We start from the raw sequence: 20,841 nt of genomic DNA, 5'->3' as shown, positions 1-20,841 counted from the left end.
ATCGCAGGATCCTGGCATGCGAATTTGCCTTGCACAATCGACAATTGTGCAAGGGTACCGTGCGTTTTTACCTTGTGTGAGGCCAGCGTGCGCCTGTGGAGCAGCCTTTACCCCCACGGGATTTCGTCCCCCGATTCGGGGGAACCTGCTGGGGGATCCTCCCCAATCCGTTGCGGTTGATCATGCAACTTGCTGATAAACATGAAATTTTTCTTCTGGCACACACCTTGCTCCAGCTCCCCGCAGAGATCCTGTGTCCCGGAGGTGCAGCATGTCGACGCCGCTGAAAGGCCCCATCCTGTCATCACTTGTACTGGCCTTGCTTGGCTGGGAAGCAACCAGCGAGGCGGCTGTGCAGTGCCAGCGCACCCTGGTCGCCAACGTGGTGGCACTGGATCAGCCACTGATGTTCAACCGCCTTGGCGCGCAAAACGCCAACGGCATGATGTTTGCCCTGCGCGAGGATGTGGTGGACGACAAGCTCGTCCCGCTGAGCATGGGCGGGGCCGCAGTGCCGGGCAAAGTTACCCTGCGCCCGGACAAGCGCCCGCGGCCTATCGTGCTGCGCGTGGCGGCCGGTGACTGCCTGACGGTCAACCTGACCAACCTGCTGGCCTACCAGGCCAACCCCAACAAGCATGGCATCGACCACGAGGAAACCGAGGTCGAAGGAGAAGAAGAGGAAGGGCCGGAAATCGAAGTGGAGAACGAGGGCGGTGAGCACTTCGTGGCCGACGAGCAGGTCAGCGACCGCCACGTGGGCTTCCAGGTTAACGGCATGCAGGCCGTCAACAGCATTGGTGACATCGCCGCCAACACCGGGCGCAACGGCAATTTCCTGGTGTCGCCGGGCAATACCCGCAGCTACACCCTTTACGCCGAACGTGAGGGCGCTTTCGCGGCAACCAGCCAAGGCGCCACCTTTGGTGGCGAAGGTGGCGCCGGCAACGTCGCCAATGGCTTGTTCGGCCAGGTGGTGGTGGTGCCCAAAGGGGGGCGCACTTACCGCAATACCCTCACCGAAGAAGAAATGCGCCTCGCTACCACCGGGCGTACCGCCACCGGCCAGCCGGTGATCGACTACCAGGCGCGGTATCCGCAGGCCGAGCCCTGGCTGAGCGAGGGCAAGGCCGGCAAGCCGATCATCGCCATGACCGATGGCAACGAGATCGTCAACAGCGAAACCGATGCCATTGTCATGGGGCCTAACCCGGACGGCAGCTTCCCGCGTTCTACCTACCCGCTGGAAAATATCAACAAGCGCAACCCTGCGCTGCCCAATCGCCTGGAAGCCTTCCGCGATTTCGCCTCGCAGTTCGCTGACGAAGTGGCCGCCACCCAGGCTTTCCCCGCCTACTGGGCGGACCCGGTGATGGGCCATGTACTGGAGCCGACGCGCGATTCGTTCATGATCAACTACGGCTCTGGCGGCATGGGCGCCGAGGTGGTGGCCAACCGCCTGGGCGTGGGCCCGATGCACGACTGCCTGTCGTGCGCCTACGAAGAGTTCTTCCTCAGCGCGCATACCGTGGGCGATATCGGCACGCTGGTGGATGTGCCGGCCAACGTCGGCCTGGAGCATATCCGCCCAGGCGAAGTTCCACCGGCCAGCGCCATCGGGGTGAAAGCCAGCATGGCGCTGTACCCTGCCGAACCTGCCAACGTGCACCACAGCTACATCGGCGATTTCACCAAGTTCCGCAACACTCACAATGGCCATGAACAGCACATTTTCCACCTGCATGGTCACCAGTGGCTGTTCAACCCCAATGACGATAACTCCGACTATATCGACGCCCAGGGTATCGGGCCGGGCATTGGTTATACCTATGAAATTGCCAACGGCGGTTCGGGTAACCGCAACCGGGTAGCGGGCGACGCCATCTACCATTGCCACTTCTACCCACACTTCGCGCAAGGAATGTGGGCAATGTGGCGGGTACACGATACCTTCGAGGAAGGTACCCGGCTGGAAGTGAGCGGGCAGGGTGACAACGGTTTCCACGCTACGCCGTTCGCCCTGCGCAGTGGCAAGCCGGCAGCTGGCGCACGGGCCCTGCCGGATGGCGAAATTGTCGCCGGTACGCCAATTCCGGCCATCGTGCCGCTGCCAGGCAAGGCCATGGCGCCGATGCCGGGCAAGGTGGTGGTGGTGCCCAAGTTATCCGAAGCACTGGTCGCTGCTCACGACGATGACGAGGACGGCGAAGACGAGGGCGATGACGAGCATGCCAATGACGCCCCCGTGCGCAAGGCCGTCGGCTCACTGGCGCTGGTCGACCGCAGCGATGCCAACCGCAACGCCGATGGCAGCTTGAAAAACCCCGGCTATCCGTTCTGGATCGGTGGCATGGAAAGCAGTGTCGGTAACCGCCCGCCAACCCCGCCGCTGGACATGCTTGACCCGGCCCTGGCGCAACAGCTCAAGGACAGCGGCAAGGCCCTGTGGGCCAACCTTGACCCGAACCAGGTCGATGGCTGGGACGGTGGCCTGGGCCGGCATGCGCTGGACGGGGTGTCTGCCGGCGGCGAAGCGCAGACCACCACCACCAAGCTCGACTTCTCCAAGGTGGTGCACAAGGCCAAGCCGATCTACATGCCTGAAGAAGGTACCGATGTCGAACAGGCAGCGATGGAGTTCCACGCCAAGCCCGAACACCCAAGCTTCGCCTTGATCCCCGGCAGTCAGCCGGTAGCCAAGGCATTCCGCACCAACGGTGCGCTGCCTACGGCAGGCGCGCCATTCTACGAGCCCTGCATGGACGATAGGGGCAAGCGCCTGACCCAGACGTCCGGCATGGGCGAGTTTGTCAGCGGTGAAAGCCTGACCGGCATGAACTTCCGTGGCACCTCGACGTTCACCGCCGACCGGCCGCGCATCTACAAGGGCGCCAACATCCAGTTCGATGCGGTGTACAACAAGGTCGGCTACCACTTCCCGCAGGCGCGTATCCTTGCGTTGTGGGAAGACGCCTGGCCGATCATCACCAAGCAGCGCCCGCCAGAGCCTCTGGTGATGCGCATGAACACCTTCGACTGCGCGATGTACACCCACACCAACCTGATCCCGTCGGTCTATGAAATGGACGACTACCAGGTACGCACCCCCACCGACGTGATCGGCCAGCACATCCACCTGCCCAAGTGGGACCTGACCGCCGCCGACGGCTCGGCCAATGGCTGGAACTACGAAGACGGTATCCTCTCGCCCGGTAGCGTGGTGGAACGGGTGCATGCCATCCGTGCCTACAACGACTGCACCGAGGGTGACAGCCGTGACGGCACTGCTGCCTGCCCGAAAGCCAGGCAGCACCCGTACTTCGGCCGCTTTGGCCGGGCTGACTGGCTAGGCGCACGTACCGCCATGCAGCGTTGGTTTGCCGACCCCCTGGTGAACGTCCACAACGTGGACCGTGGGCTGGGCACCATCTTCACCCACGACCACCTCGGCCCATCGACCCACCAGCAACTTGGGCTCTACGCCACCGTATTGGCCGAACCTGCCGGCTCCACCTGGTTCCACGCCGAAACCGGCGAGAAGCTCTACAACCCGGCCACGCGGCAGGATGGTGGGCCAACTTCCTGGCAGGCGGTGGTGCAGACCGGCGACCATGATGGCGATGGCAAGAACGACAGTTACCGCGAGTTCTTCCTGGAGTACAGCGACTTCCAGCATGCCTATGAAGCCGGCGTGTATGTGGGGGCCGGTCCCGACGGCGTGCCAAATGGCCAGGCGTATCCGCCTACTGCCGACAGCTTCCGCTACGCCATCAACCCGCCCGTGCGGCAGAAGGCTTCCAACCTGCTCGAATCGGTGGTGGAGTCGCGCGGCGGCCTGAGCCCGGGCTGCCCAAGCCGGCCATGCCCGCAGGCGATCTCGGTGGATGACCCTGGCATGTTTGTCGTCAACTACCGGAACGAGCCCTTGGCGCTGCGCGTGTTCGACCCGAACAAGGTCGGCCCCGACGGCAAGCGCGGCATGCAGGCAGACGGCCTGGGTGGCGACCTCAGCTTCGCCTTGCAGAGCCGTACCGACCGTGCCATCCCAGCCATGAACATGGCGCCCTCGGCGATCACCTCGGCAGTCGGCCCCACCGGTGGCACCACGCTGTTCCCGCCGCACATCAACAAGGCCGGCAGCGAGCCTGGCGACCCGTTCACGCCGATGCTGCGCACCTATTCGGGTGATAACGTTCGCCTGCGCCTGCACGCCGGTGGCTATGAAGAGGAGCACAACGTCACCCTGCACGGCGTGAAATGGCTGCAGAACGGCTCGGGCTTTGGCAGCAGTTCGAACTCGGGCTGGAAGGCCTCGCAGATGATCGGCATTTCCGAGCAGATGGGCTTCATGTCGCCGGTGTCGATGATTTCCAGTTCCGCGGCTACCAACGGCGATTACCTGTATTCCATGGACGCGGCGCTGGAAGGCTACTGGAACGGCATCTGGGGGGTGATGCGCAACTACACCGCGCAACGCCAGGACCTGTTCCCGCTGCCAAACAACCCGCAGCCAGTGGCCATGCGCAACACCGTGAACTTCGACGGCATCTGCCCGAAAACCACGGCCAACGCAAACGGAATCGGTACGCGTCCCACGGTCAAGCGCAGCTATGAGATCGTTGCTGCGCTGGCCAACGACATCCTCGAAAACCGTAATGGCGTGAGCATCAATGACCCGGCCGGTGTCGGCCAGCATGTCGGCGCCCCGCTCAAGGCCAATGGCGGCACTTTGGTGTTCAACAGCCGCAACACCAGCATCCCGCAGGTGACGGTGGTCGACGAGGAGGACGGTACCACCTTCACCGTGGGCGGCCATAGCGCTCCGCTGCATGATCCTACTGCCGTACTGTACGTGCGCAAGGCCGACCTTGACCCGGTCAGCGGCAAGCTCAAGGCGGGTGTACCGGTAGAACCGCTGGTGCTGCGCGCCAATGCTGGCGACTGCATCAGCATTACCCTGGAAAACCGCCTGCCGCTGGTCATGCCGGACCTGCCCAGCACCGCAGTGATGCAGAACGTGGTCAAGCGCGACCGCTTCGACAGCGAGGGCTCCACCGCCTTCAACAACAACCTGATGCGGCCGTCCAGCCATGTCGGCCTGCATGCGCAGTTACTGGCCTACGACATCACCAAGTCCGACGGTGCCAATGTGGGCGCAAACCCGGTACAGACCGTGCCACCGCGAGCTGGCAACAGCGGTGCTTATCCAAGCCGGGTGTACCAGTACTACGCCGGCCACCTGGAGCGTGAAGGCAAGCCGACCCTGCAGCTGGGCCGCACGGTGGACAACATAAACACCACGCCTATCGAGTTCGGCGGCCTCAACCTGACCCCGTCGGATTTCATCAAGCAGCCGCAAAAAGGCCTGGTTGGTGGCATGAGCATTCTGCCGCAGACCGCCACCTGGACCGAGGACGCCGCCAGCCGGGCACAGGCCACGGTGAAGGTCAGCGGGCAGCCCGACTACCGCGACCTGGTGACCGTGTGGCAACGCTCGATGAACATGCGCTGGGCTGACGGCCGTCCGGTCGAAGGCATCGCCACCGAAGGGAACGGCGTGCCGGGGGATCCGAAGGACAACGGCAACATGGCCATGAACTACAAGACCGAACCGCTGTGGTTGCGCTTCGGCCTGGCGCCGGATGCACCCTTCGGCCATGCCGATGGCGTTGGCTTCGCCGATGTACCCAACGCGCACATGGCCTACAGCAATGCCTTGGTTGGTGGCGACCCGCAAACCCCGGTGTTGTACGCCAAGCCTGGCCAGCCGGTACGCAGCCATGTGCTGATGCCCAGTGGCGGCAGCCGGGGTATCACTTACCAGCTCGATGGCCACCTGTGGCCCCTGCACAACTACCAGGCCGAGAAGAACGATGCGGACGGTTACCCGATGAAACTGTCCGGTATCGGTTCGGTGCGCTTTGGCTACAACCCGATGGCCATGTACATCGGCGCGCAGGAAAGCGTACTGCCAGCGGCGCACTTCAGCTTCATGCTGCCGAGTGCCGGCGGGGCCAACGCGGTGGCGGGTGACTACCTGTTCCGCGACTACGCCGCCTTCGGCAACGTTTCGGGGCTGTGGGGGATCTTGCGGGTGACCAATGAAGCGCCGCCGGCAACGGCCCCGGCGCAGTGACGGAAGGGGAACGCGAGCATGAACAAAAAGACTCGCCCTGCTTACTTGGGGGTAGTGCTGGGGGTAGCGCTGATCGGCCTGGGCGTGGCGTACGAAAAGCTATGGTGCGACCCGCGCGAGTTGTTGCAGGAAAGGGGCGGCCCGCAGGCCTTGCACCGGCTCAGCCGGGACGGCGTGACCGTGGAGTTCGAGGCCCGGCCATTGGCCGGCGGCGAGCTGAAGGAGGGCGGCTTCGCCAACATCCGCTTCAAGCTCAGCGACCAGACCAGTGGCCAACCGCTGTCGGGCATGGCCCCGGGGGCGTGGATCGACCCGGCACAGTCGGCCCCGGCAGGGGACCGCGAGCAGAGCTGCAAGGCGCGGGTGGCGCTGTTTCTCAAGAGCAGCATCGGGGCCCGGCCGCTGCTCGACCTGAACAGCTACTTCTTGCTGATGCTGAACAATGACGCCAGCCTGACAGTGATCGACCCGACGGTGTCGGTGGGGGGCGTGACCAGCACCATGGCCCGCATCGAGCTACCAGGGCGGCCCATGGACTGGGCGGCCACCAGCGACGACAAGCAGGTTTTCGTGTCGATACCCGAGCGGGGCAAGGTCTCGGTGATCGATACCGAAACCTTTACCCGCGTGGCCGACCTGGACGCCGGCGACCAGCCGCTGCGCGTGGCCCTGCAGCCGGACCAGCATCGGCTGTGGGTTGGCAACAACAGCAGCGACCCGGGCAAAGGCGGGGTAACAGTGATCGACGTGCCGGGGCGCAGCACCATGAAGCACTTCAACACCGGTACCGGGCACCACGAAATCGCCTTCAGCGCCGACTCGCGCTATGCCTACGTCAGCAATCGCGACAGCGGCACCCTGAGCGTCATCGACATCCCGGAAATGCGCCTGGCCAAGACCATCAAGGTGGGCCCGCACCCGCTGTCGGTCAGCTATTCGGCGTTGTCCCAGGCCGTGTACGTGGTCGATGGCGAGGAGGGCAGCGTACGGGTGTTCGATGCCCGCAGCCATCAGCTGCGCCACACGGTCCAGGCCGAACAGGGCCTGGGGCCGATGCGCTTCAGCCATGATGGCCGCTACGGCATCGTGCTCAATACCCTGGAGAACCAGGCCCTGGTCATCGACGCCAGTACCGACAAGCTGATCCACCACATCCCGGTGGCGGCCGAACCGTACCAGCTGACGTTCACCAAAGGCTATGCCTATGTGCGTGGCCTGGCCTCGCCGAAAGTGAGCATGATCAATCTGGCCAGCCTGGGCGAGGGGCGTTCGCCCATCGTGCAAGGCTTCGAGGCGGGCCCGGCAGCGCCGCGCCAGGCCGGTGACCTGCCATTGGCCCAGGGGCTGTCGGTATCGCGTGATGACAATTCGGTGTTCGTGGTCAACCCGGTGGACAACAACACCTACTTCTATGCCGAAGGCATGAATGCGCCGATGTCCGGCTACAACAACCGCGGCCACCAGGCCCGCGCCGCCATCGTCGTTGACCGCAGCCTGCGCGAAATGGCCCCCGGGGTGTATGGCTCGACGGTGAAGCTGCCCGCCGCCGGCAAGTTCGACGTTGCCTTCCTGCTCAACCAGCCGCAAATCATTCATTGCTTCAGCACCGAGGTGGCCGCAGGGAGCGATGCCAGCAAACGCAAAGGCGCGCGTGCCGAGTTCATCGGCCTCGACCAGCCGCTGCCGCAGCACAGCGACTTCACCGCGCGGGTACGGATTGTCGGTGACGACGGGCAGCCGCGCCTGGGCCTGAACGACTTGAGCCTGCGCTACTTCCTGGCGCCATCGTCGATGCCGCGCAACCTGCAGCTGCAAGAGGTGGGCGAAGGTGTCTACCAGGCGGCGCTGAACTTGCCTGAAGCCGGTGCCTGGTACCTGCATGTGCAGTCGCCCTCGTTGGGGCGCAAGTTTGCCGAAGAAAACTACACCAGCCTGCGCGTTCTGCCGGCTGCTGCAATCAACGCCTCCCAGACTGACGTGAGGAATGTGCGATGAACGCCAAGCCTGCTTGCACACTGTTGGCCCTTAGCCTGGCATTCGCCAGTCACCTGGCCATGGCCCACGCCGGTCACGAGCATGACGGCCATGCCGGGCAGCCCCCGGCGGCGCATCAGGAAAAGGCCAGTGTGCGTTTTGCCGATGTGTCGCTGCTGAACCAGGAAGGCATGCCGGTACGCCTGGAGAAGGACCTGGTGGCTGACCATCTGGTGGTCATGGGCTTCATTTACACCAGCTGCACCACGGTATGCCCGGTGGTGTCGTCGATCATGGGCAAGGTCCAGCAGCAGCTGGGCGGCCGGGTAGGCGAGGAGGTTCGCCTGGTGTCGATCAGTGTCGACCCCCAGCGGGACGACGCCAAGCGCCTGCAAAACTATGCCAAGGCATTCCAGAAAGGGCCGGGCTGGAGCTGGCTGACCGGTACCCCGTACGCCATCACCGAAACCCTGAAGGGGCTGGGCAGCTTCAACGCCGACCTCAGCCAGCACCCGCCGCTGATACTGGTGGGTGACGGGCGTAGCGGGCACTGGACGCGTTACTACGGCTTCACCGACCCAGGCGTATTGATCGAAGAAATCAACCGCCTCAGTGCGCGCCGGGTGCATGCCAAGAGCACTGCCATAGCCGACCATCACGAGGTGCAACCATGAGCACTGCAACCTCCCACCGCGCTGGCATGCGTGCATTCGACTGGCTGGTGTTGGCTGGCTGCCTGTGGATCCTCTCGTCGGTGGCGTTCGCCCACGAAGGCCATGCGCCGCAAGCCCCCGAGCCGCAGCCGGCACCGCAGGCGATGGCCAGTGGTGGCGGTACCCGCGACGCCAAGGCCTGGTTCACCGACACCGTGCTGAAGGACCAGAATGGCCGCGAGCTGCGCTTTTACAGTGACGTGCTCAAGGACAAGGTGGTGATGCTCAACGTGATCTTCACCCACTGCACCGATGCCTGCCCGCTGATCACCCGCAAGCTGCGCGAGGTGCGCGAGGCCATGGGGCCAGCGCTGGCCGGCCAGGTGACCTTCGTGTCGATCAGCAGTGACCCGCTGAACGATACGCCCGAGGCGCTGAAGGCGTTCGCCGCCAAGCAGGGGGTGGATGGGCCGAACTGGCTGTTCCTGACCGGTGACAAGGCCAATGTCGACCTGGTGCTTGGCCGTATAGGGCAGTTCCTGCCGAGTCCCGAGCAGCATTCGACGCAGCTGATTGCCGGTGATGTTGCAGGTAAACGCTGGAGCAAGATTCGCCCGGATGCACCGCCAGCGGCGATTGCCCAGCGCATGCAGCTGTTGACCCAGCCGCTGGCCGGTCGGTGAGTATCATGGGCCGCCTGGGCAATTGGCCTCTGTGGCATCACCTGTTGTGGGAGCGGCCTTGCGTCGCGAAAGGAGCGCGCAGCGCTCCCCTCTTTCTGCGCTTGAGCTGCCACTGCCGGGGCTGCTGCGCAGCCCTTTCGCGACGCAAGGCCGCTCCCACAGGGCTTGCGATATGGCTCACATGCGTGCTTGGCATGGCATCTTCGACCTCAGCCCTGGCCCTGGACCTGACCGACCACGAACAAGCCGGCAAACGCCTCTACCGCGAGGGCGTTTCCAGTAGCGACGTTCAACTGCAAGCCCGGGTCGGCGCCAGCGACATCACAGTCCCCGCCAGCGTGCTGCCCTGTGCCAGTTGCCATGGCAACGACGGCCGTGGCCGTGCCGAAGGTGGTGTTCGCCCCCCCGGCCTCGACTGGCAACGCCTGGCACTCGGCCAGGGCCCTCGCGAGGCCAACGGCCGTCGCTATCCGGCCTACACCGACAGCAGCCTGGCGCGGGCCATCCAGCAGGGCATTGACCCGGCTGGCAATCGCCTCGACCCGGCCATGCCACGCTTTGAGTTGACCTTGGCCGACCAGCGCAACCTCACCGCCTATCTCAAACGCTTGGCCGATGAACGCGACCCTGGTGTGGAGGAGGGCGTGCTGCGCCTTGGTACGCTGCTGCCTGCGAGCGGTCCGCTGGCCGAAGCCGGGCAGGTGATGCGTGCCGTGCTGGAAGACGGCGTGGGTCAACTCAATCAGCAAGGCGGCATTCACGGGCGGCGCCTGGAACTGGTCGTACTAGACCCAGGTTCCGACCCGGTCAGTGCCGAACGCGCCTTGCAACAATTGCTCGAGCCAAAGCGGGTGTTCGCCCTGATCACGCCATTGGCGCCCATGCTCGACCAGCGCCTGACGACCTTGCTGGCGCCACAGAACGTGCCGATGGTCGGCAGCACCCCGCGCAGCGGCGGCAGCGCACAGGTCTTCGACCCGCTACCCGGCTTGCCCGAGCAATTGCTGAGCCTGGCAGTGCATGCCCGTGTGGCGCTGGGCTTGGCCCCGGATGGGTTACGTGTGGTGTATGCCGGTAACGAACAGGCCGCGCTGGCCGAGCAGGTGCGCGAGCGTTTACGACAGCAGGGCTGGGCGCCACCCGCTATCCAGGCGTTCGACGGCCAGGCGGTGGACGGGCAGGGTATCGTCTTCCTTGGCCGCGCCCAGGCCTTTGCCGAGTTGGCGGCGGCGTTGCAGGTGGCCGGCCGCGAGCCCTACCTGTTCGCTGCTTCCAGTCAGGTAGCCGGCGCTGTGGCGCGCTTGCCGGCGCAGTGGTCGCAGCGGCTGTTTCTGGCCTACCCCTACGTGCCTGAGGACTGGACCGAGCAAGGCCTGGCTACGCTCGCCGGGCTGCAGCAGCGCCAGGGCCTGGACCCGCGTCAGGCGTCATTGCAGGTCAATACGCTGTGCGCGTTGCGCCTGCTGAGCGAAGCGCTGAAGCAGATTGGTCGGGATGCCAGCCGCGAGCAACTGATCGCTGCGCTCGAAGGCCTGCACGATGTGCCCACCGGCCTGACCCCGGCACTGGGCTTTGGCCCTGGTCGCCGCCAGGGCATGGCAGGTGCCCATGTGGTGGCGGTGGCCCTGCCCGGACCGCGCTTTACTTCGGTCAGCCCCTACCGGCCAGTGCCGGCCAGCCCTTGAGCGGAGGTTGTCATGCGGATCGTGTGGTTGTGCCTGTTGCTGGTGCTGACCAGGGCGAGCTGGGCCGATGTACCGGCGGCGCGGGTCAATGGTGTCGAGATCGGGTTGATGCGCCTGGAGCGCTACTTCAGCGAGTACCTGGACGCCCAGGGGCGGGCGGTGACCAGCATCCGCAACCCAGGCCTGTACAAACGCCTGCGCGACCAAGCGTTGGACGAGCTGATCGACAAGGAGCTGTTGTGGCAGGAAGCGCAACGCCAAGGCATTGCCGTCAGCGATGAACAAGTGTCGGCGCAGGTTGGCGAGATAGAAGCGGCATTTGGCAGCCCGGCGTTATTCGAAAGGCGACTGGCAGAGGCGGGCTTCGACAGGGCGCAGTACACTGAATACACCCGGCATGAGATGGCGGCCCAGCAAGTGTACGCCCTGCTCAGCGCAGTCGACGCGCCGAGCCAGGGCGAAGTGGAGGCATTTTATGATGCCAACCAGGAGAGACTGCAAGGAGCGCAGAACCAAAGTGATAATCCATCGGTCATACGCGAACACGGCCTGGCCTTGGCCAGGGCAGCGCTCATCGGGCAGCGGGAGGCGCAGGCGCGCCAATCCGTGCGCCAACGTTTGCGCGAGTCCGCTAAAGTGGAAATCGCCGACTGAGGCCGTTGAGGGCGCTTCCCCCAATGCTGGGGAATTAAGGTTTGGCAATGTGCCATCATTTTCCCCGCTTGTGGGGAACGGGTTGGGTGTGCTTGTTCAGCGTCTGTCGGTTGCTGGCAGGCACCTTAGTAAAATCAGTGGTTTACAGTGGTGCAACATGATTATTCACGCCTGGCACGAAGCCTGCTCAAGTCTCTACAAGGGCGTACTTCGCAGACCGGGAAACCGGGCAGTTCTTGGGAGTCGACCTTGGTGAACAGAGTATTGGTAGTCGATGACGAACAGACTCTTGCGCAGAACCTGCAAGCGTATCTGCAGGCGCAAGGCCTGGAAGTTCATGTTGCCCACGACGGTGCCAGTGGTATCGAACAGGCTGAAAGCCTGGCACCGCAAGTAGTTGTGCTGGATTACCGCCTGCCCGACATGGAAGGTTTTCAGGTTCTGGAGGCTGTACGCAAGAACAGGCAATGCCACTTCGTGCTGATCACCGCCCACCCCACCGTCGAGGTGCGTGAGCGGGCCGCCGAACTCGGAGTGAGTCACGTCCTGTTCAAGCCGTTCCCACTGATGGAGCTGGCGCGTGCGATCTTCGACCTGCTGGGCATCGAGCGCCGGCGCAGGGCCACGGACAACCCGGCCGAAGGGTTCGTCGAACGACGCCAGAACAGGAACGAATCGTTCCCCCTGCAGTTGTACGATGGAAGCTGGGTGTTGGCCGACCGCCGCCGTAACGGCGCCAAGCCACCAGGGCCCGACGACGATCAACTGCTCACAGGGGAATAGCGGCGCCCGCACCCCTGGCCGAGCCAGCCTGCGACGCGCCCCAGAGCGGAGTCGCAGGCCATGCCAGAAGCATTCGATGCAACCCCTGAATCTGCAAAGCCTGCACTGACGTCTTCGCGGGCATGCCCGCTCCCACAGGATGTATGCAGCCCACAGACCTGTGATGTACCTGTGGGAGCGGGCATGCCCGCGAAGAACCCAGCAAAAATTTCCGCCTACCCCCGCGAACTGCTGGCCCAGGCCCGCCTGCAAGCCACTGACGAGCGCCTGCTCGACTGCCTGGAACGCCTGACCTGCGACACCCCCGACACCTTCACCCGGCGCCTTGGCCTGACCCTGCATTACCCGGTACTCGACAACCACAGCCTGCTGGCCAGCACCCCACGCTTCGACAAGGTGGCCTTGGCCCAGTGCCTCAAGCGCGAATGTGTGCTGATCGAGCAAGGCGGCCAGTTGCTGGGCGTGTTCGCCGACCCCTTCGACCCCGCTCGCCTGGCCTGGATCGACGACGTACTGCAAGGCGCGCCGCTTTACCTGGCCCACGCCGCCGACCTGGCCACCTTCCTGGCCCGTCATGAAGAAAGCTTCCACGCAGTCGATGCCCTTGACCACGACGCCGAAGCCAGCAGCGAGGGCGACCCGCTGCAACGCCTGTCGCTGGCCAGTATCAGCGAAGATCAGAGCCGCGTGGTCAAGCTGGTTAACTCCACCCTGTACGACGCCCTCAAGCTGCACGCCAGCGACATCCACCTGGGCATGACCGGCCAGGGCCTGACCATCAAGTACCGCATCGACGGCGTGCTCAACGGTGCCGGCAAGGCCAGTGGCAGCGCCTTCGCCGACCAGGTGATCTCGCGCATCAAGGTCATGGCTGAGCTGGACATCGGCGAAAAACGCGTGCCCCAGGACGGCCGCTTCAAGGTGGCCGTGGGCGACCGGCAAATCGACTTTCGGGTGTCGATCATGCCTAGCATCTTCGGTGAAGATGCCGTGCTGCGGGTGCTCGACAAGCAGGACTTGTCCGACCGGGTCAGCGGCGTGCAGCTGCAAGCTTTGGGCTTTGCCGACGAGACCTTGCGCGCCCTGCGCCGGTTGGCGGCAGAACCCTACGGCATGATTCTGGTTACCGGCCCTACAGGCAGCGGCAAGACCACCACCCTGTACGCCATGATCAGCGAGATCAACCATGGCGTGGACAAGATCATCACCATCGAGGACCCGGTCGAGTATCAATTGCCCGGCGTGCTGCAGATCCCGGTCAACGAGAAGAAGGGCCTGACCTTCGCCCGCGGCCTGCGCTCGATCCTGCGGCACGACCCGGACAAGATTCTGGTCGGCGAAATCCGTGACCCCGACACGGCCCAGATTGCCGTGCAATCGGCACTCACCGGTCACCTGGTGTTCACCACCATCCACGCCAACAACGTGTTCGACGTGATTGGCCGCTTCAGCCAGATGCAGGTCGACCCCTACAGCTTCGTTTCCGCGCTCAATGCGGTACTGGCCCAGCGCCTGATTCGCCTGGCCTGCCCGCACTGCGCCACGCCCTGCGAACACGATGACGACACCCTGTATGGCTCAGGCCTGACCCGCGAGGGGGTGGCCGGCTGGACGTTCGTCCGCGTCAAGGGCTGCGGCCACTGCCGTGGCAGTGGTTACCGCGGCCGCAGTGCCATTGCCGAACTGCTGCACCTGGATGATGACCTGCGGCAAATGATCGTGGAGCGCCGCCCGCTGGCGCAGATCAAGACGCTTGCCTGCCAGCGCGGCCTGCGCCTGCTGCGGGCCTCGGCCCTGGACCTGGTCCGCGATGGCCGCACCACCCTTGAGGAGATCAACCGTGTCACATTCATCTGACCGTTACTGCGCCGTATTGGGCGCCGAGGGTGTCGGCCTGGGTCGCTGGCACAAGAACCACCACCAATGGCTGGGCAGCCGCGCGTTCAGCAGCGACGTCACCCAACCGGCCTGGGAAGCTGCCGTCGATGCACTTGCTGCGCTGTTGGCCGAGCATGCGGTACGTGGCGCCCAGTTGCGGGTGCTGCTGTCGGCCCGCTACAGCCGCTTCTGCCTGGTGCCCTGGAGTGACGCCATCGGCCACACTCGCGAGCTGGACGCCTATGCCCGCGCTTGCTTCGAAAACCTCTACGGGCAGCCGTTGGACGACTGGCGCATCGTGCTGTCACCGGAGCCTGCCGGTGCCGCGCGCATTGCCACGGCGCTGCCCGAAGCCTTGCTGCAGCGGCTGCAGGCACTGGGCCGGGAAAGCCGCCTGAGCCTGCGCTCGGTGCAGCCATACCTGATGGCTGCCTACAACCGTTGCTGGTCACAGCTGGAGCAGGGTGACTTCCTGTTCGTCCTGGCCGAGCCGCGCCGCAGTGTATTGCTGCTGGCCGCCGGCGGTGCCTGGCAACAAGTGCTGGCGCAAGGCTGCGCTGACAGCGACCAGGCCCTGCAAGCACTGATCGAGCGTACCTGTGAGCTGTACGGCGAGCACCTGCCGCGGGTGTACCTGCATGCCCCGGGCCGCTGCGACGTGCCGCAACTGGCGGCGGTGCAATTGTGCCAGCCAGCCAGCGAAGCCGACCCGCTGTGCGCCATGTGGCGGGCGGTGGCCTGACATGCGCCGCCTCGACCTGGAATTCCAGCCACGGCGCAGCGGCCCGCTGGTTTGGTCGCTGCTCGTCCTTGCCTGCGCCATGGTCGCCGGCCTGGTGCTGCTGCAGCAACGCTTGCAGACCGAGCAAGTGGCGCTGGAAGCCAGCGTCCATAGCCTGGAACTGCAACTGGGCCGCCGCCCGGCCATCGCACAACCCAAGAACAGCGCTGCCAGCCGGGAGCAGGCTGAGCGCCTGGCACAAATGCGCAGTGTGTCGCAGCAACTGCAACGCCCTTGGCAGCAACTGTTCGCCATGCTTGAAGCCATGCCGCAGGACGACGTCGCGCTGCTCGGCCTGACGCCGGATGCGCGCAAGGGCCAGGTGCGCATTGCCGCCGAGGCGCGCAACCTCGAAGCGATGCTGCAGTACCACCAGCGCCTGGAAGCCAGTGATGAGCTCAGCGACGTGTCGCTGCTCAACCACGAGGTACTCGCTGCGCGGCCCGAGCACCCGGTGCGCTTCACCCTCACCGCCACCTGGGAGACCGGCCATGCGCGCCCTTGAATCGTTCAGCAGCCTGATCCTCCAGGAGCGCCTGCGCGTTGTCGGCCCGGTAGGCCTGGCTGCCGTAGCCGTAGGCCTGCTCGCCATTGGCGTGGGGTGTACCGGCGTGCTGCCGCAATGGCAAAGCGTACGCGAACTGCGTGCCACCGAAGCGCAGGCCAGCGAACAGGTAGGGCGTGTCAAGCGGGGTGAGCTGAAGATTGCGGTCCAGCCCGAGCAGCAGGCCCTCGACAGCCTGCGCCAGCAACTGCCCGGTCAGCCCCAGGCCAGCGAGTTGATCGAGCGTCTGTACCGTCTGGCCAGCGCCGAGCGCATCAGCTTGGCCCGCGGTGAATACGCGTTGGGTATCGACCCCAAGACCCAGCTGGCCCGCTACCAGATCGTGCTGCCAGTGCGCGGCAGCTACCCGCAGATTCGCGGCTTTATCAAGGGCCTGCTCAAGCAACTGCCGACGCTGGTGCTGGAAGACCTTGAGCTGCAACGCAAGCGCATCGGCGACAGCGAGCTCAATGCCCGCCTGCGCATGACCCTTTATCTGTCGAGGTCGTGATGAACACACAACGTGCAGTCATCTGGGCCGGCTTCCTCGGTGTGAGCGCGGCGCTGGCCTGGGCACCGGACCATTGGTTTGGCCAGGACGATGGCGTCGCGGCCTTCGCGGGTAAACCCGCTCCTACAACAGAAAGCGCTGCGCCCATTGTAGGCGCGGGCTTGCCCGCGAAAGGGCCGGAACAGGCCTCCCGCGACCTGTTCCCAACCCAGCAATGGACCCAACCCAAAACCCTGGCCACGGTCACCGAACAACCCGTGATGACCGCACCTGTCGTCGCCGCGGCCCCGACGGCCCCGGAACTGCCTTTCCAGTTCATCGGCCGCATGGGTGACCGCGACGACCTGCAGGTCTTCCTGCAGAGCGGCGAAAAACTCTACGTCGTGCGCCAAGGCGACGTGATCGAAGACACCTATCGCCTCGATCGGGTATCGGCCAGCGAGCTGAACCTGGTCTACCTGCCTTTGCACCAGTCGCAGACCTTGTCTGTCGGGAGCGCACCATGAAGTCGTCAAAGCTGTGCAAGCCTGCTCCGTTTCTGCTCGTGGCGCTGTGCGTGGCCATTGCCGGTTGCGGCTCCAGTGCGGTTCGCCAGGACAGCGACCAGTTGATGAAAGAGGGCCAGTACGAGGCCGGCATCGCCCGCCTGGAAGAGGCCCTGCGCGACGACCCGCGTGATACAGAGCTGAATATCGCCCTGGCCCACAGCCGCCAGGCGGCGGTCGAGGCCTTGATTAGCCAGGCCGACAGCGACCGCGTCCGCCATGACTTCGCCAATGCCCGAATGGGCTATGGCCGGGTGCTCACCCTGGAGCCGAACAACCGCCGCGCCCAGGAAGGCATTCGCCAGCTGGAGCTGATCCGCACCCTGGACGAACGCATAGCGCTTGGCCAGGCGGCGCTGCGCCAGGGCGATCTGTTCGGTGCCGAACGCTACATGCGCGAAGTCTTGCGTCTGGACCCGCAGAACCAGAAGGGCATGACCCTGCGCAGCGACATCGAAAACGTGCAGGCACGCACCGCGCAGCCGTACCCGCAATTGCGCAGCAAGCTCGAGCGGCCGGTCACCCTGGAGTTTCGCGATGCCAACCTGAAGACCATCTTCGAAGTGCTGTCGCAGGTGGCCGGCATCAACTTCATCTTCGACAAGGACCTGCGCCCGGACATGAAAGCCACCATCTTCGTGCGCGAGGTGCGCATTGAGGACGCGATAGCGCTGCTGCTGGAACAAAACCAGCTGCGCCAGAAGATCGTCAACGACAACACCGTCATGGTCTACCCCGATTCGCCGCAGAAGACCAAGGACTACCAGGAACTGGTCATGCGCACGTTCTACCTGACCAGCATCGACGCCAACACCGCGTTGAACATGGTCAAGACCATGCTCAAGACCCGCGACGTGTTCGTTGACGAGCGCCTCAACACCCTGACCATGCGCGATACTCCGGATGCCGTGCGCATGGCCGAGAAGCTGCTGCAGTCGCAGGACCAGTCAAACCCCGAGGTGGTGCTGGAAGTGGAGGTGATGGAAGTGGCCACCTCGCGCATCCTCGACCTTGGCCTGCAATGGCCCAACACCTTCGGCGTGCTGAGCGACGATGGCAACCCGGTCAGCGTGCTCGACCAGCTCAAAGGCATCAATTCCAGCCGCATCAGCATTGCGCCGGCGCCGCAGGCCAAGATCAACGCCCAGGACAAAGACATCAACACCCTGGCCAGCCCGGTGATCCGCGTCAGCAACCGCGAGCAGGCGCGCATCCACATCGGCCAGCGGGTACCGATCATCAGCGCCACCTCGGTGCCGTCGACTCAAGGGCCGGTCATTACCGAGAGCGTCACCTACCTGGACGTCGGCTTGAAGCTTGAAGTGCAGCCCACCGTGCACCTGAACAACGAAGTGGCGATCAAGGTGGCGCTCGAGGTCAGCAACGCCACCCCGCTGGAGGCCACCCGCCAGGGCACCATCCCGGTCCAGGTCGACACCCGCAACGCGCAGACCAGCCTGCGCCTGCACGACGGCGAAACCCAGGTGCTGGCCGGCCTGGTGCGCAACGACCACAACGCCAGTGGCAACAAGATTCCCGGCCTTGGCGACATCCCGGGCCTGGGCCGGCTGTTCGGCAGCAACAAGGACGACATGAGCAAGAGTGAGCTGGTGCTGGCGATCACCCCGCGCATCGTGCGTAACCTGCCGTACCAGAGCCCGTCGGACATGGAGTTTTCCACGGGCACCGAGTCGGCCATGCAGGTGCGCCAGATGGCGCCACTCCCGCCGATGGACGTACCTGGTAATGCGCCGACCACCGATGAACCGGTCGTGGACAGCCAGATGGCGGTCGCCCCGGTCAACGGGAGCCCACGGCCATGAACGCCCGGCGTCGCATGCACGGCTTCAGCCTGATCGAGGTGGTGCTGACCCTGGCACTGCTCGGGTTGCTCGCCAGCATGGCCGCGCCGCTGACCGAAACGGTGGTACGCCGCGGCAAGGAGCAGCAACTGCGCGAGGCGCTGTACCAGATTCGCGACGCCATCGATGCCTACAAGCGGGCCTTCGACGCCGGCTACATCGAGAAACGCGTGGACAGCAGTGGCTACCCGCCGAACCTGCAGGTGCTGGTAGAGGGCGTGCGCGATGTGCGCAGTGCCAAGGGCGCCAAGTTCTACTTCCTGCGGCGCATCCCGCACGACCCGCTGGTGGCGGCAAAGGATGAAGACGAAGGCGGCTGGGGCCTGCGCGCCTACGACAGCAGCCCCGACAACCCGCGCGAGGGCGAAGACGTGTTCGACGTTTATTCCAGGGCCCGCGGCAAAGGCCTGAACAATATCCCTTACGGGCAATGGTGACAGCCATGAAACGCAGCAAAGGCTTCACCCTGATCGAACTGCTGGTGGTGATGGCGATCATCGCCACGCTGATGACCATCGCCATGCCGCGCTACTTCAACAGCCTGGAAAGCTCGCGCGAGGCCACCCTGCGGCAAAGCCTGGCAGTGCTGCGCGAGGCGCTGGACCATTACTACGGTGATACCGGCCACTACCCCGATTCGCTGGAACAACTGGTGGAGCAACGTTACCTGCGCAACACACCGGTCGACCCGATCACCGAGCGCAGCGATGCCTGGCAACTGGTGCCACCGCCCGAGGGTGTGGCGGGCGGCGTGGCCGATATCAAGAGCGGTGCCACAGGGAGGGCGCGTGATGGCAGCCTCTTCGCTGAATGGTAAGGCCAACGGCGGCTTCACCTACCTGGGTGTGCTGCTGCTGATTGCGGTCAGCAGCGTGGCCCTGGCGGCCACCGGCACGATCTGGGCGAGCGCCGCCCAGCGCGACCGCGAACGCCAGTTGCTGTGGGTCGGCAGCCAGTATGCCCAGGCCTTGCGCAGCTACTATCGCGCCTCGCCAGGGCTGGCCCAGTACCCCCAGGATCTGGCCGACCTGCTGCAGGACAACCGCTACCCGCAGGCCAAACGGCACATTCGCAGGCTTTACCCTGACCCGATCAGCAACAGCGACGAATGGGGCCTGCTGCGCTCGATCGACGGCCGTATCACCGGGGTGTACAGCCGCTCGGACGCCACCCCTTTCAAGCGCAGTGGCTTCAGCGCCGAATGGAGCGGTTTCGAGGGGCTGGAGCACTACAGCGACTGGCAGTTCGTCGCCGAACAGGCCTTTACCGAAAGTGCACGCGGTGTGCAGACGAATGCAGGCCCGGGAGACACGCCATGAAGCGCCTGGCTACGCTGTGCCTGGGCCTGCTGCTGATGGCAGGGGTGACTACCTGTGCCAGGGCCGGTGCTGAAGACGAGATGCAGGGCTTTATCGTCGACAACACGATCTCGCACATCGGCCACGACTTTTACTACTACTTCGCCGACCGCCTGCGTGCCACCAGCCGTCTGGACTTCAACCTGGTGGTACGCGAACGCCCCGATGCCCGCTGGGGCAGCCTGGTGACGGTGGAGTTCGAGCGTGAAGTGGTGTACCGCCGCTTCCTGCCACCGAACACCACCGAGCTCAAAGACGAGGCCGTCGCCGCCGCCGACCTGGTCAAGCAGCAGATCATTCAACGCAAGCTGCAACGCCTGCTACAGGACACCACCGACTTGGAGAGGGACGAGCTATGAACCACCACATTCCACGTTGCATTGCCGCCTGCCTGCTGGCCAGCGCCTGTGCTGCCCAGGCCACCGAGCTGGTGTACACCCCGGTCAACCCGGCCTTTGGCGGCAACCCGTTGAACGGCACCTGGCTGTTGAACAACGCCCAGGCGCAGAACGACTACGACGACCCGGACCTCAAGGACCGTGCCTCGGCCTTTACCGGCACCACAGCCCTTGAGCGCTTCAGCAACCAGCTGGAGTCGCGGATGTTGTCGCAGTTGCTGGACAACATCAGCAACGGCAACACCGGCAGCATGGCGACCGATGCGTTTCTCATCGACGTCATCGACGATTCCGGGGCCTTGAGCATCAAGGTCACCGATCGTGCCACAGGAGAAATTTCGATCATTGAGGTCAGCGGCCTGAACCCCTGAGAGGGAAGGGCTTTTATGTTGGGGA

Annotated in this window: 18 protein-coding genes; all 18 read left to right on the top strand. The window is 64.7% G+C overall.

Going from position 1 to position 20,841, the window contains the following annotated elements:
• Nucleotides 1-271: 271 nt before the first annotated feature.
• The 18 genes from mnxG (at nucleotide 272) to ACF8FG_RS18985 (ending at nucleotide 20,816) form a co-directional block, all read left to right on the top strand.
• The gene (gene mnxG / locus ACF8FG_RS19070; RefSeq protein ID WP_318078803.1) at nucleotides 272-6,136 is read left to right on the top strand and encodes a manganese-oxidizing multicopper oxidase MnxG; all 5,865 of its coding nucleotides are present in this window, start codon (nucleotides 272-274) and stop codon (nucleotides 6,134-6,136) included.
• 18 nt (nucleotides 6,137-6,154) lie between these two features.
• A complete protein-coding gene (locus ACF8FG_RS19065; protein ID WP_014590774.1) occupies nucleotides 6,155-8,131 on the top strand; it encodes a cytochrome D1 domain-containing protein in 1,977 nt (658 codons plus the stop codon).
• The gene (locus tag ACF8FG_RS19060; RefSeq protein ID WP_318078804.1) at nucleotides 8,128-8,784 is read left to right on the top strand and encodes an SCO family protein; all 657 of its coding nucleotides are present in this window, start codon (nucleotides 8,128-8,130) and stop codon (nucleotides 8,782-8,784) included. The genes ACF8FG_RS19065 and ACF8FG_RS19060 overlap by 4 nt, the downstream gene beginning before the upstream one ends.
• Entirely contained in the window at nucleotides 8,781-9,446 is a 666-nt protein-coding gene (locus ACF8FG_RS19055; protein ID WP_014590776.1) for an SCO family protein, read from the top strand. The genes ACF8FG_RS19060 and ACF8FG_RS19055 overlap by 4 nt, the downstream gene beginning before the upstream one ends.
• Nucleotides 9,447-9,640: 194 nt before the next feature.
• Complete coding sequence (locus ACF8FG_RS19050) at nucleotides 9,641-11,131, top strand: ABC transporter substrate-binding protein (RefSeq protein ID WP_240432668.1); 1,491 nt, start codon at nucleotides 9,641-9,643, stop codon at nucleotides 11,129-11,131.
• Nucleotides 11,132-11,143: 12 nt separating this feature from the next.
• Nucleotides 11,144-11,785 carry a SurA N-terminal domain-containing protein gene (locus ACF8FG_RS19045; RefSeq protein ID WP_014590778.1) on the top strand — a complete coding sequence of 214 codons (642 nt, stop codon included), beginning with the start codon at nucleotides 11,144-11,146 and terminating at the stop codon, nucleotides 11,783-11,785.
• Nucleotides 11,786-12,034: 249 nt separating this feature from the next.
• Entirely contained in the window at nucleotides 12,035-12,568 is a 534-nt protein-coding gene (locus ACF8FG_RS19040; RefSeq protein WP_019437656.1) for a response regulator, read from the top strand.
• A 183-nt stretch (nucleotides 12,569-12,751) separates the two neighbouring features.
• Nucleotides 12,752-14,425, top strand: a complete 1,674-nt coding sequence (locus ACF8FG_RS19035; RefSeq protein WP_070383956.1) for a GspE/PulE family protein — start codon at nucleotides 12,752-12,754, stop codon at nucleotides 14,423-14,425.
• Nucleotides 14,409-15,188 (top strand): hypothetical protein, encoded by a 780-nt coding sequence (locus ACF8FG_RS19030; protein ID WP_081384714.1) that lies wholly within the window; start codon nucleotides 14,409-14,411, stop codon nucleotides 15,186-15,188. Before ACF8FG_RS19035 ends, ACF8FG_RS19030 begins: the two co-directional genes overlap by 17 nt.
• A 1-nt stretch (nucleotide 15,189) precedes the next feature.
• The gene (locus ACF8FG_RS19025) at nucleotides 15,190-15,732 is read left to right on the top strand and encodes a pilus protein (protein WP_014590782.1); all 543 of its coding nucleotides are present in this window, start codon (nucleotides 15,190-15,192) and stop codon (nucleotides 15,730-15,732) included.
• The gene (gene pilO, locus ACF8FG_RS19020; RefSeq protein ID WP_318078806.1) at nucleotides 15,719-16,282 is read left to right on the top strand and encodes a type 4a pilus biogenesis protein PilO; all 564 of its coding nucleotides are present in this window, start codon (nucleotides 15,719-15,721) and stop codon (nucleotides 16,280-16,282) included. Before ACF8FG_RS19025 ends, pilO begins: the two co-directional genes overlap by 14 nt.
• A complete protein-coding gene (locus tag ACF8FG_RS19015) occupies nucleotides 16,282-16,788 on the top strand; it encodes a hypothetical protein (RefSeq protein WP_014590784.1) in 507 nt (168 codons plus the stop codon). The genes pilO and ACF8FG_RS19015 overlap by 1 nt, the downstream gene beginning before the upstream one ends.
• The gene (locus ACF8FG_RS19010) at nucleotides 16,785-18,650 is read left to right on the top strand and encodes a secretin N-terminal domain-containing protein (protein ID WP_076403150.1); all 1,866 of its coding nucleotides are present in this window, start codon (nucleotides 16,785-16,787) and stop codon (nucleotides 18,648-18,650) included. Before ACF8FG_RS19015 ends, ACF8FG_RS19010 begins: the two co-directional genes overlap by 4 nt.
• Nucleotides 18,647-19,126: a type II secretion system protein gene (locus ACF8FG_RS19005; protein WP_014590786.1), complete on the top strand. Its 480-nt coding sequence runs from the start codon at nucleotides 18,647-18,649 to the stop codon at nucleotides 19,124-19,126. The genes ACF8FG_RS19010 and ACF8FG_RS19005 overlap by 4 nt, the downstream gene beginning before the upstream one ends.
• A gap of 5 nt (nucleotides 19,127-19,131) precedes the next feature.
• A complete protein-coding gene (locus ACF8FG_RS19000; RefSeq protein WP_003247965.1) occupies nucleotides 19,132-19,506 on the top strand; it encodes a type II secretion system protein in 375 nt (124 codons plus the stop codon).
• Nucleotides 19,481-20,008: a type II secretion system protein gene (locus tag ACF8FG_RS18995; RefSeq protein WP_081384713.1), complete on the top strand. Its 528-nt coding sequence runs from the start codon at nucleotides 19,481-19,483 to the stop codon at nucleotides 20,006-20,008. Before ACF8FG_RS19000 ends, ACF8FG_RS18995 begins: the two co-directional genes overlap by 26 nt.
• Complete coding sequence (gene csgE / locus ACF8FG_RS18990) at nucleotides 20,005-20,406, top strand: curli production assembly/transport protein CsgE (protein ID WP_076403148.1); 402 nt, start codon at nucleotides 20,005-20,007, stop codon at nucleotides 20,404-20,406. The genes ACF8FG_RS18995 and csgE overlap by 4 nt, the downstream gene beginning before the upstream one ends.
• Nucleotides 20,403-20,816, top strand: coding sequence for a curli assembly protein CsgF (locus ACF8FG_RS18985; RefSeq protein ID WP_014590788.1), 414 nt, complete (start codon nucleotides 20,403-20,405; stop codon nucleotides 20,814-20,816). The genes csgE and ACF8FG_RS18985 overlap by 4 nt, the downstream gene beginning before the upstream one ends.
• Nucleotides 20,817-20,841 lie beyond the last annotated feature (25 nt).

The sequence above is a fragment of the Pseudomonas sp. YQ_6 genome (genome assembly GCF_043103245.1).
Taxonomy (GTDB): domain Bacteria; phylum Pseudomonadota; class Gammaproteobacteria; order Pseudomonadales; family Pseudomonadaceae; genus Aquipseudomonas; species Aquipseudomonas alloputida.
The sequence above is the reverse complement of the archived record's forward strand: the minus strand, read 5'-3'. Positions and strand labels throughout refer to the sequence as shown.

Bases quoted from the DNA above. Each gene is read 5' to 3' on its own strand.
- ACF8FG_RS19035 (WP_070383956.1), top strand. From the start codon at position 12,752: ATGCCCGCGAAGAACCCAGCAAAAATTTCCGCCTACCCCCGCGAACTG.
- ACF8FG_RS19045 (WP_014590778.1), top strand. From the start codon at position 11,144: ATGCGGATCGTGTGGTTGTGCCTGTTGCTGGTGCTGACCAGGGCGAGC.
- ACF8FG_RS19055 (WP_014590776.1), top strand. From the start codon at position 8,781: ATGAGCACTGCAACCTCCCACCGCGCTGGCATGCGTGCATTCGACTGG.
- ACF8FG_RS18985 (WP_014590788.1), top strand. From the start codon at position 20,403: ATGAACCACCACATTCCACGTTGCATTGCCGCCTGCCTGCTGGCCAGC.
- ACF8FG_RS19065 (WP_014590774.1), top strand. From the start codon at position 6,155: ATGAACAAAAAGACTCGCCCTGCTTACTTGGGGGTAGTGCTGGGGGTA.
- ACF8FG_RS18995 (WP_081384713.1), top strand. From the start codon at position 19,481: ATGGCAGCCTCTTCGCTGAATGGTAAGGCCAACGGCGGCTTCACCTAC.
- ACF8FG_RS19025 (WP_014590782.1), top strand. From the start codon at position 15,190: ATGCGCCGCCTCGACCTGGAATTCCAGCCACGGCGCAGCGGCCCGCTG.
- pilO (WP_318078806.1), top strand. From the start codon at position 15,719: ATGCGCGCCCTTGAATCGTTCAGCAGCCTGATCCTCCAGGAGCGCCTG.
- ACF8FG_RS19015 (WP_014590784.1), top strand. From the start codon at position 16,282: ATGAACACACAACGTGCAGTCATCTGGGCCGGCTTCCTCGGTGTGAGC.
- ACF8FG_RS19050 (WP_240432668.1), top strand. From the start codon at position 9,641: ATGGCATCTTCGACCTCAGCCCTGGCCCTGGACCTGACCGACCACGAA.
- mnxG (WP_318078803.1), top strand. From the start codon at position 272: ATGTCGACGCCGCTGAAAGGCCCCATCCTGTCATCACTTGTACTGGCC.
- csgE (WP_076403148.1), top strand. From the start codon at position 20,005: ATGAAGCGCCTGGCTACGCTGTGCCTGGGCCTGCTGCTGATGGCAGGG.
- ACF8FG_RS19060 (WP_318078804.1), top strand. From the start codon at position 8,128: ATGAACGCCAAGCCTGCTTGCACACTGTTGGCCCTTAGCCTGGCATTC.
- ACF8FG_RS19010 (WP_076403150.1), top strand. From the start codon at position 16,785: ATGAAGTCGTCAAAGCTGTGCAAGCCTGCTCCGTTTCTGCTCGTGGCG.
- ACF8FG_RS19000 (WP_003247965.1), top strand. From the start codon at position 19,132: ATGAAACGCAGCAAAGGCTTCACCCTGATCGAACTGCTGGTGGTGATG.
- ACF8FG_RS19005 (WP_014590786.1), top strand. From the start codon at position 18,647: ATGAACGCCCGGCGTCGCATGCACGGCTTCAGCCTGATCGAGGTGGTG.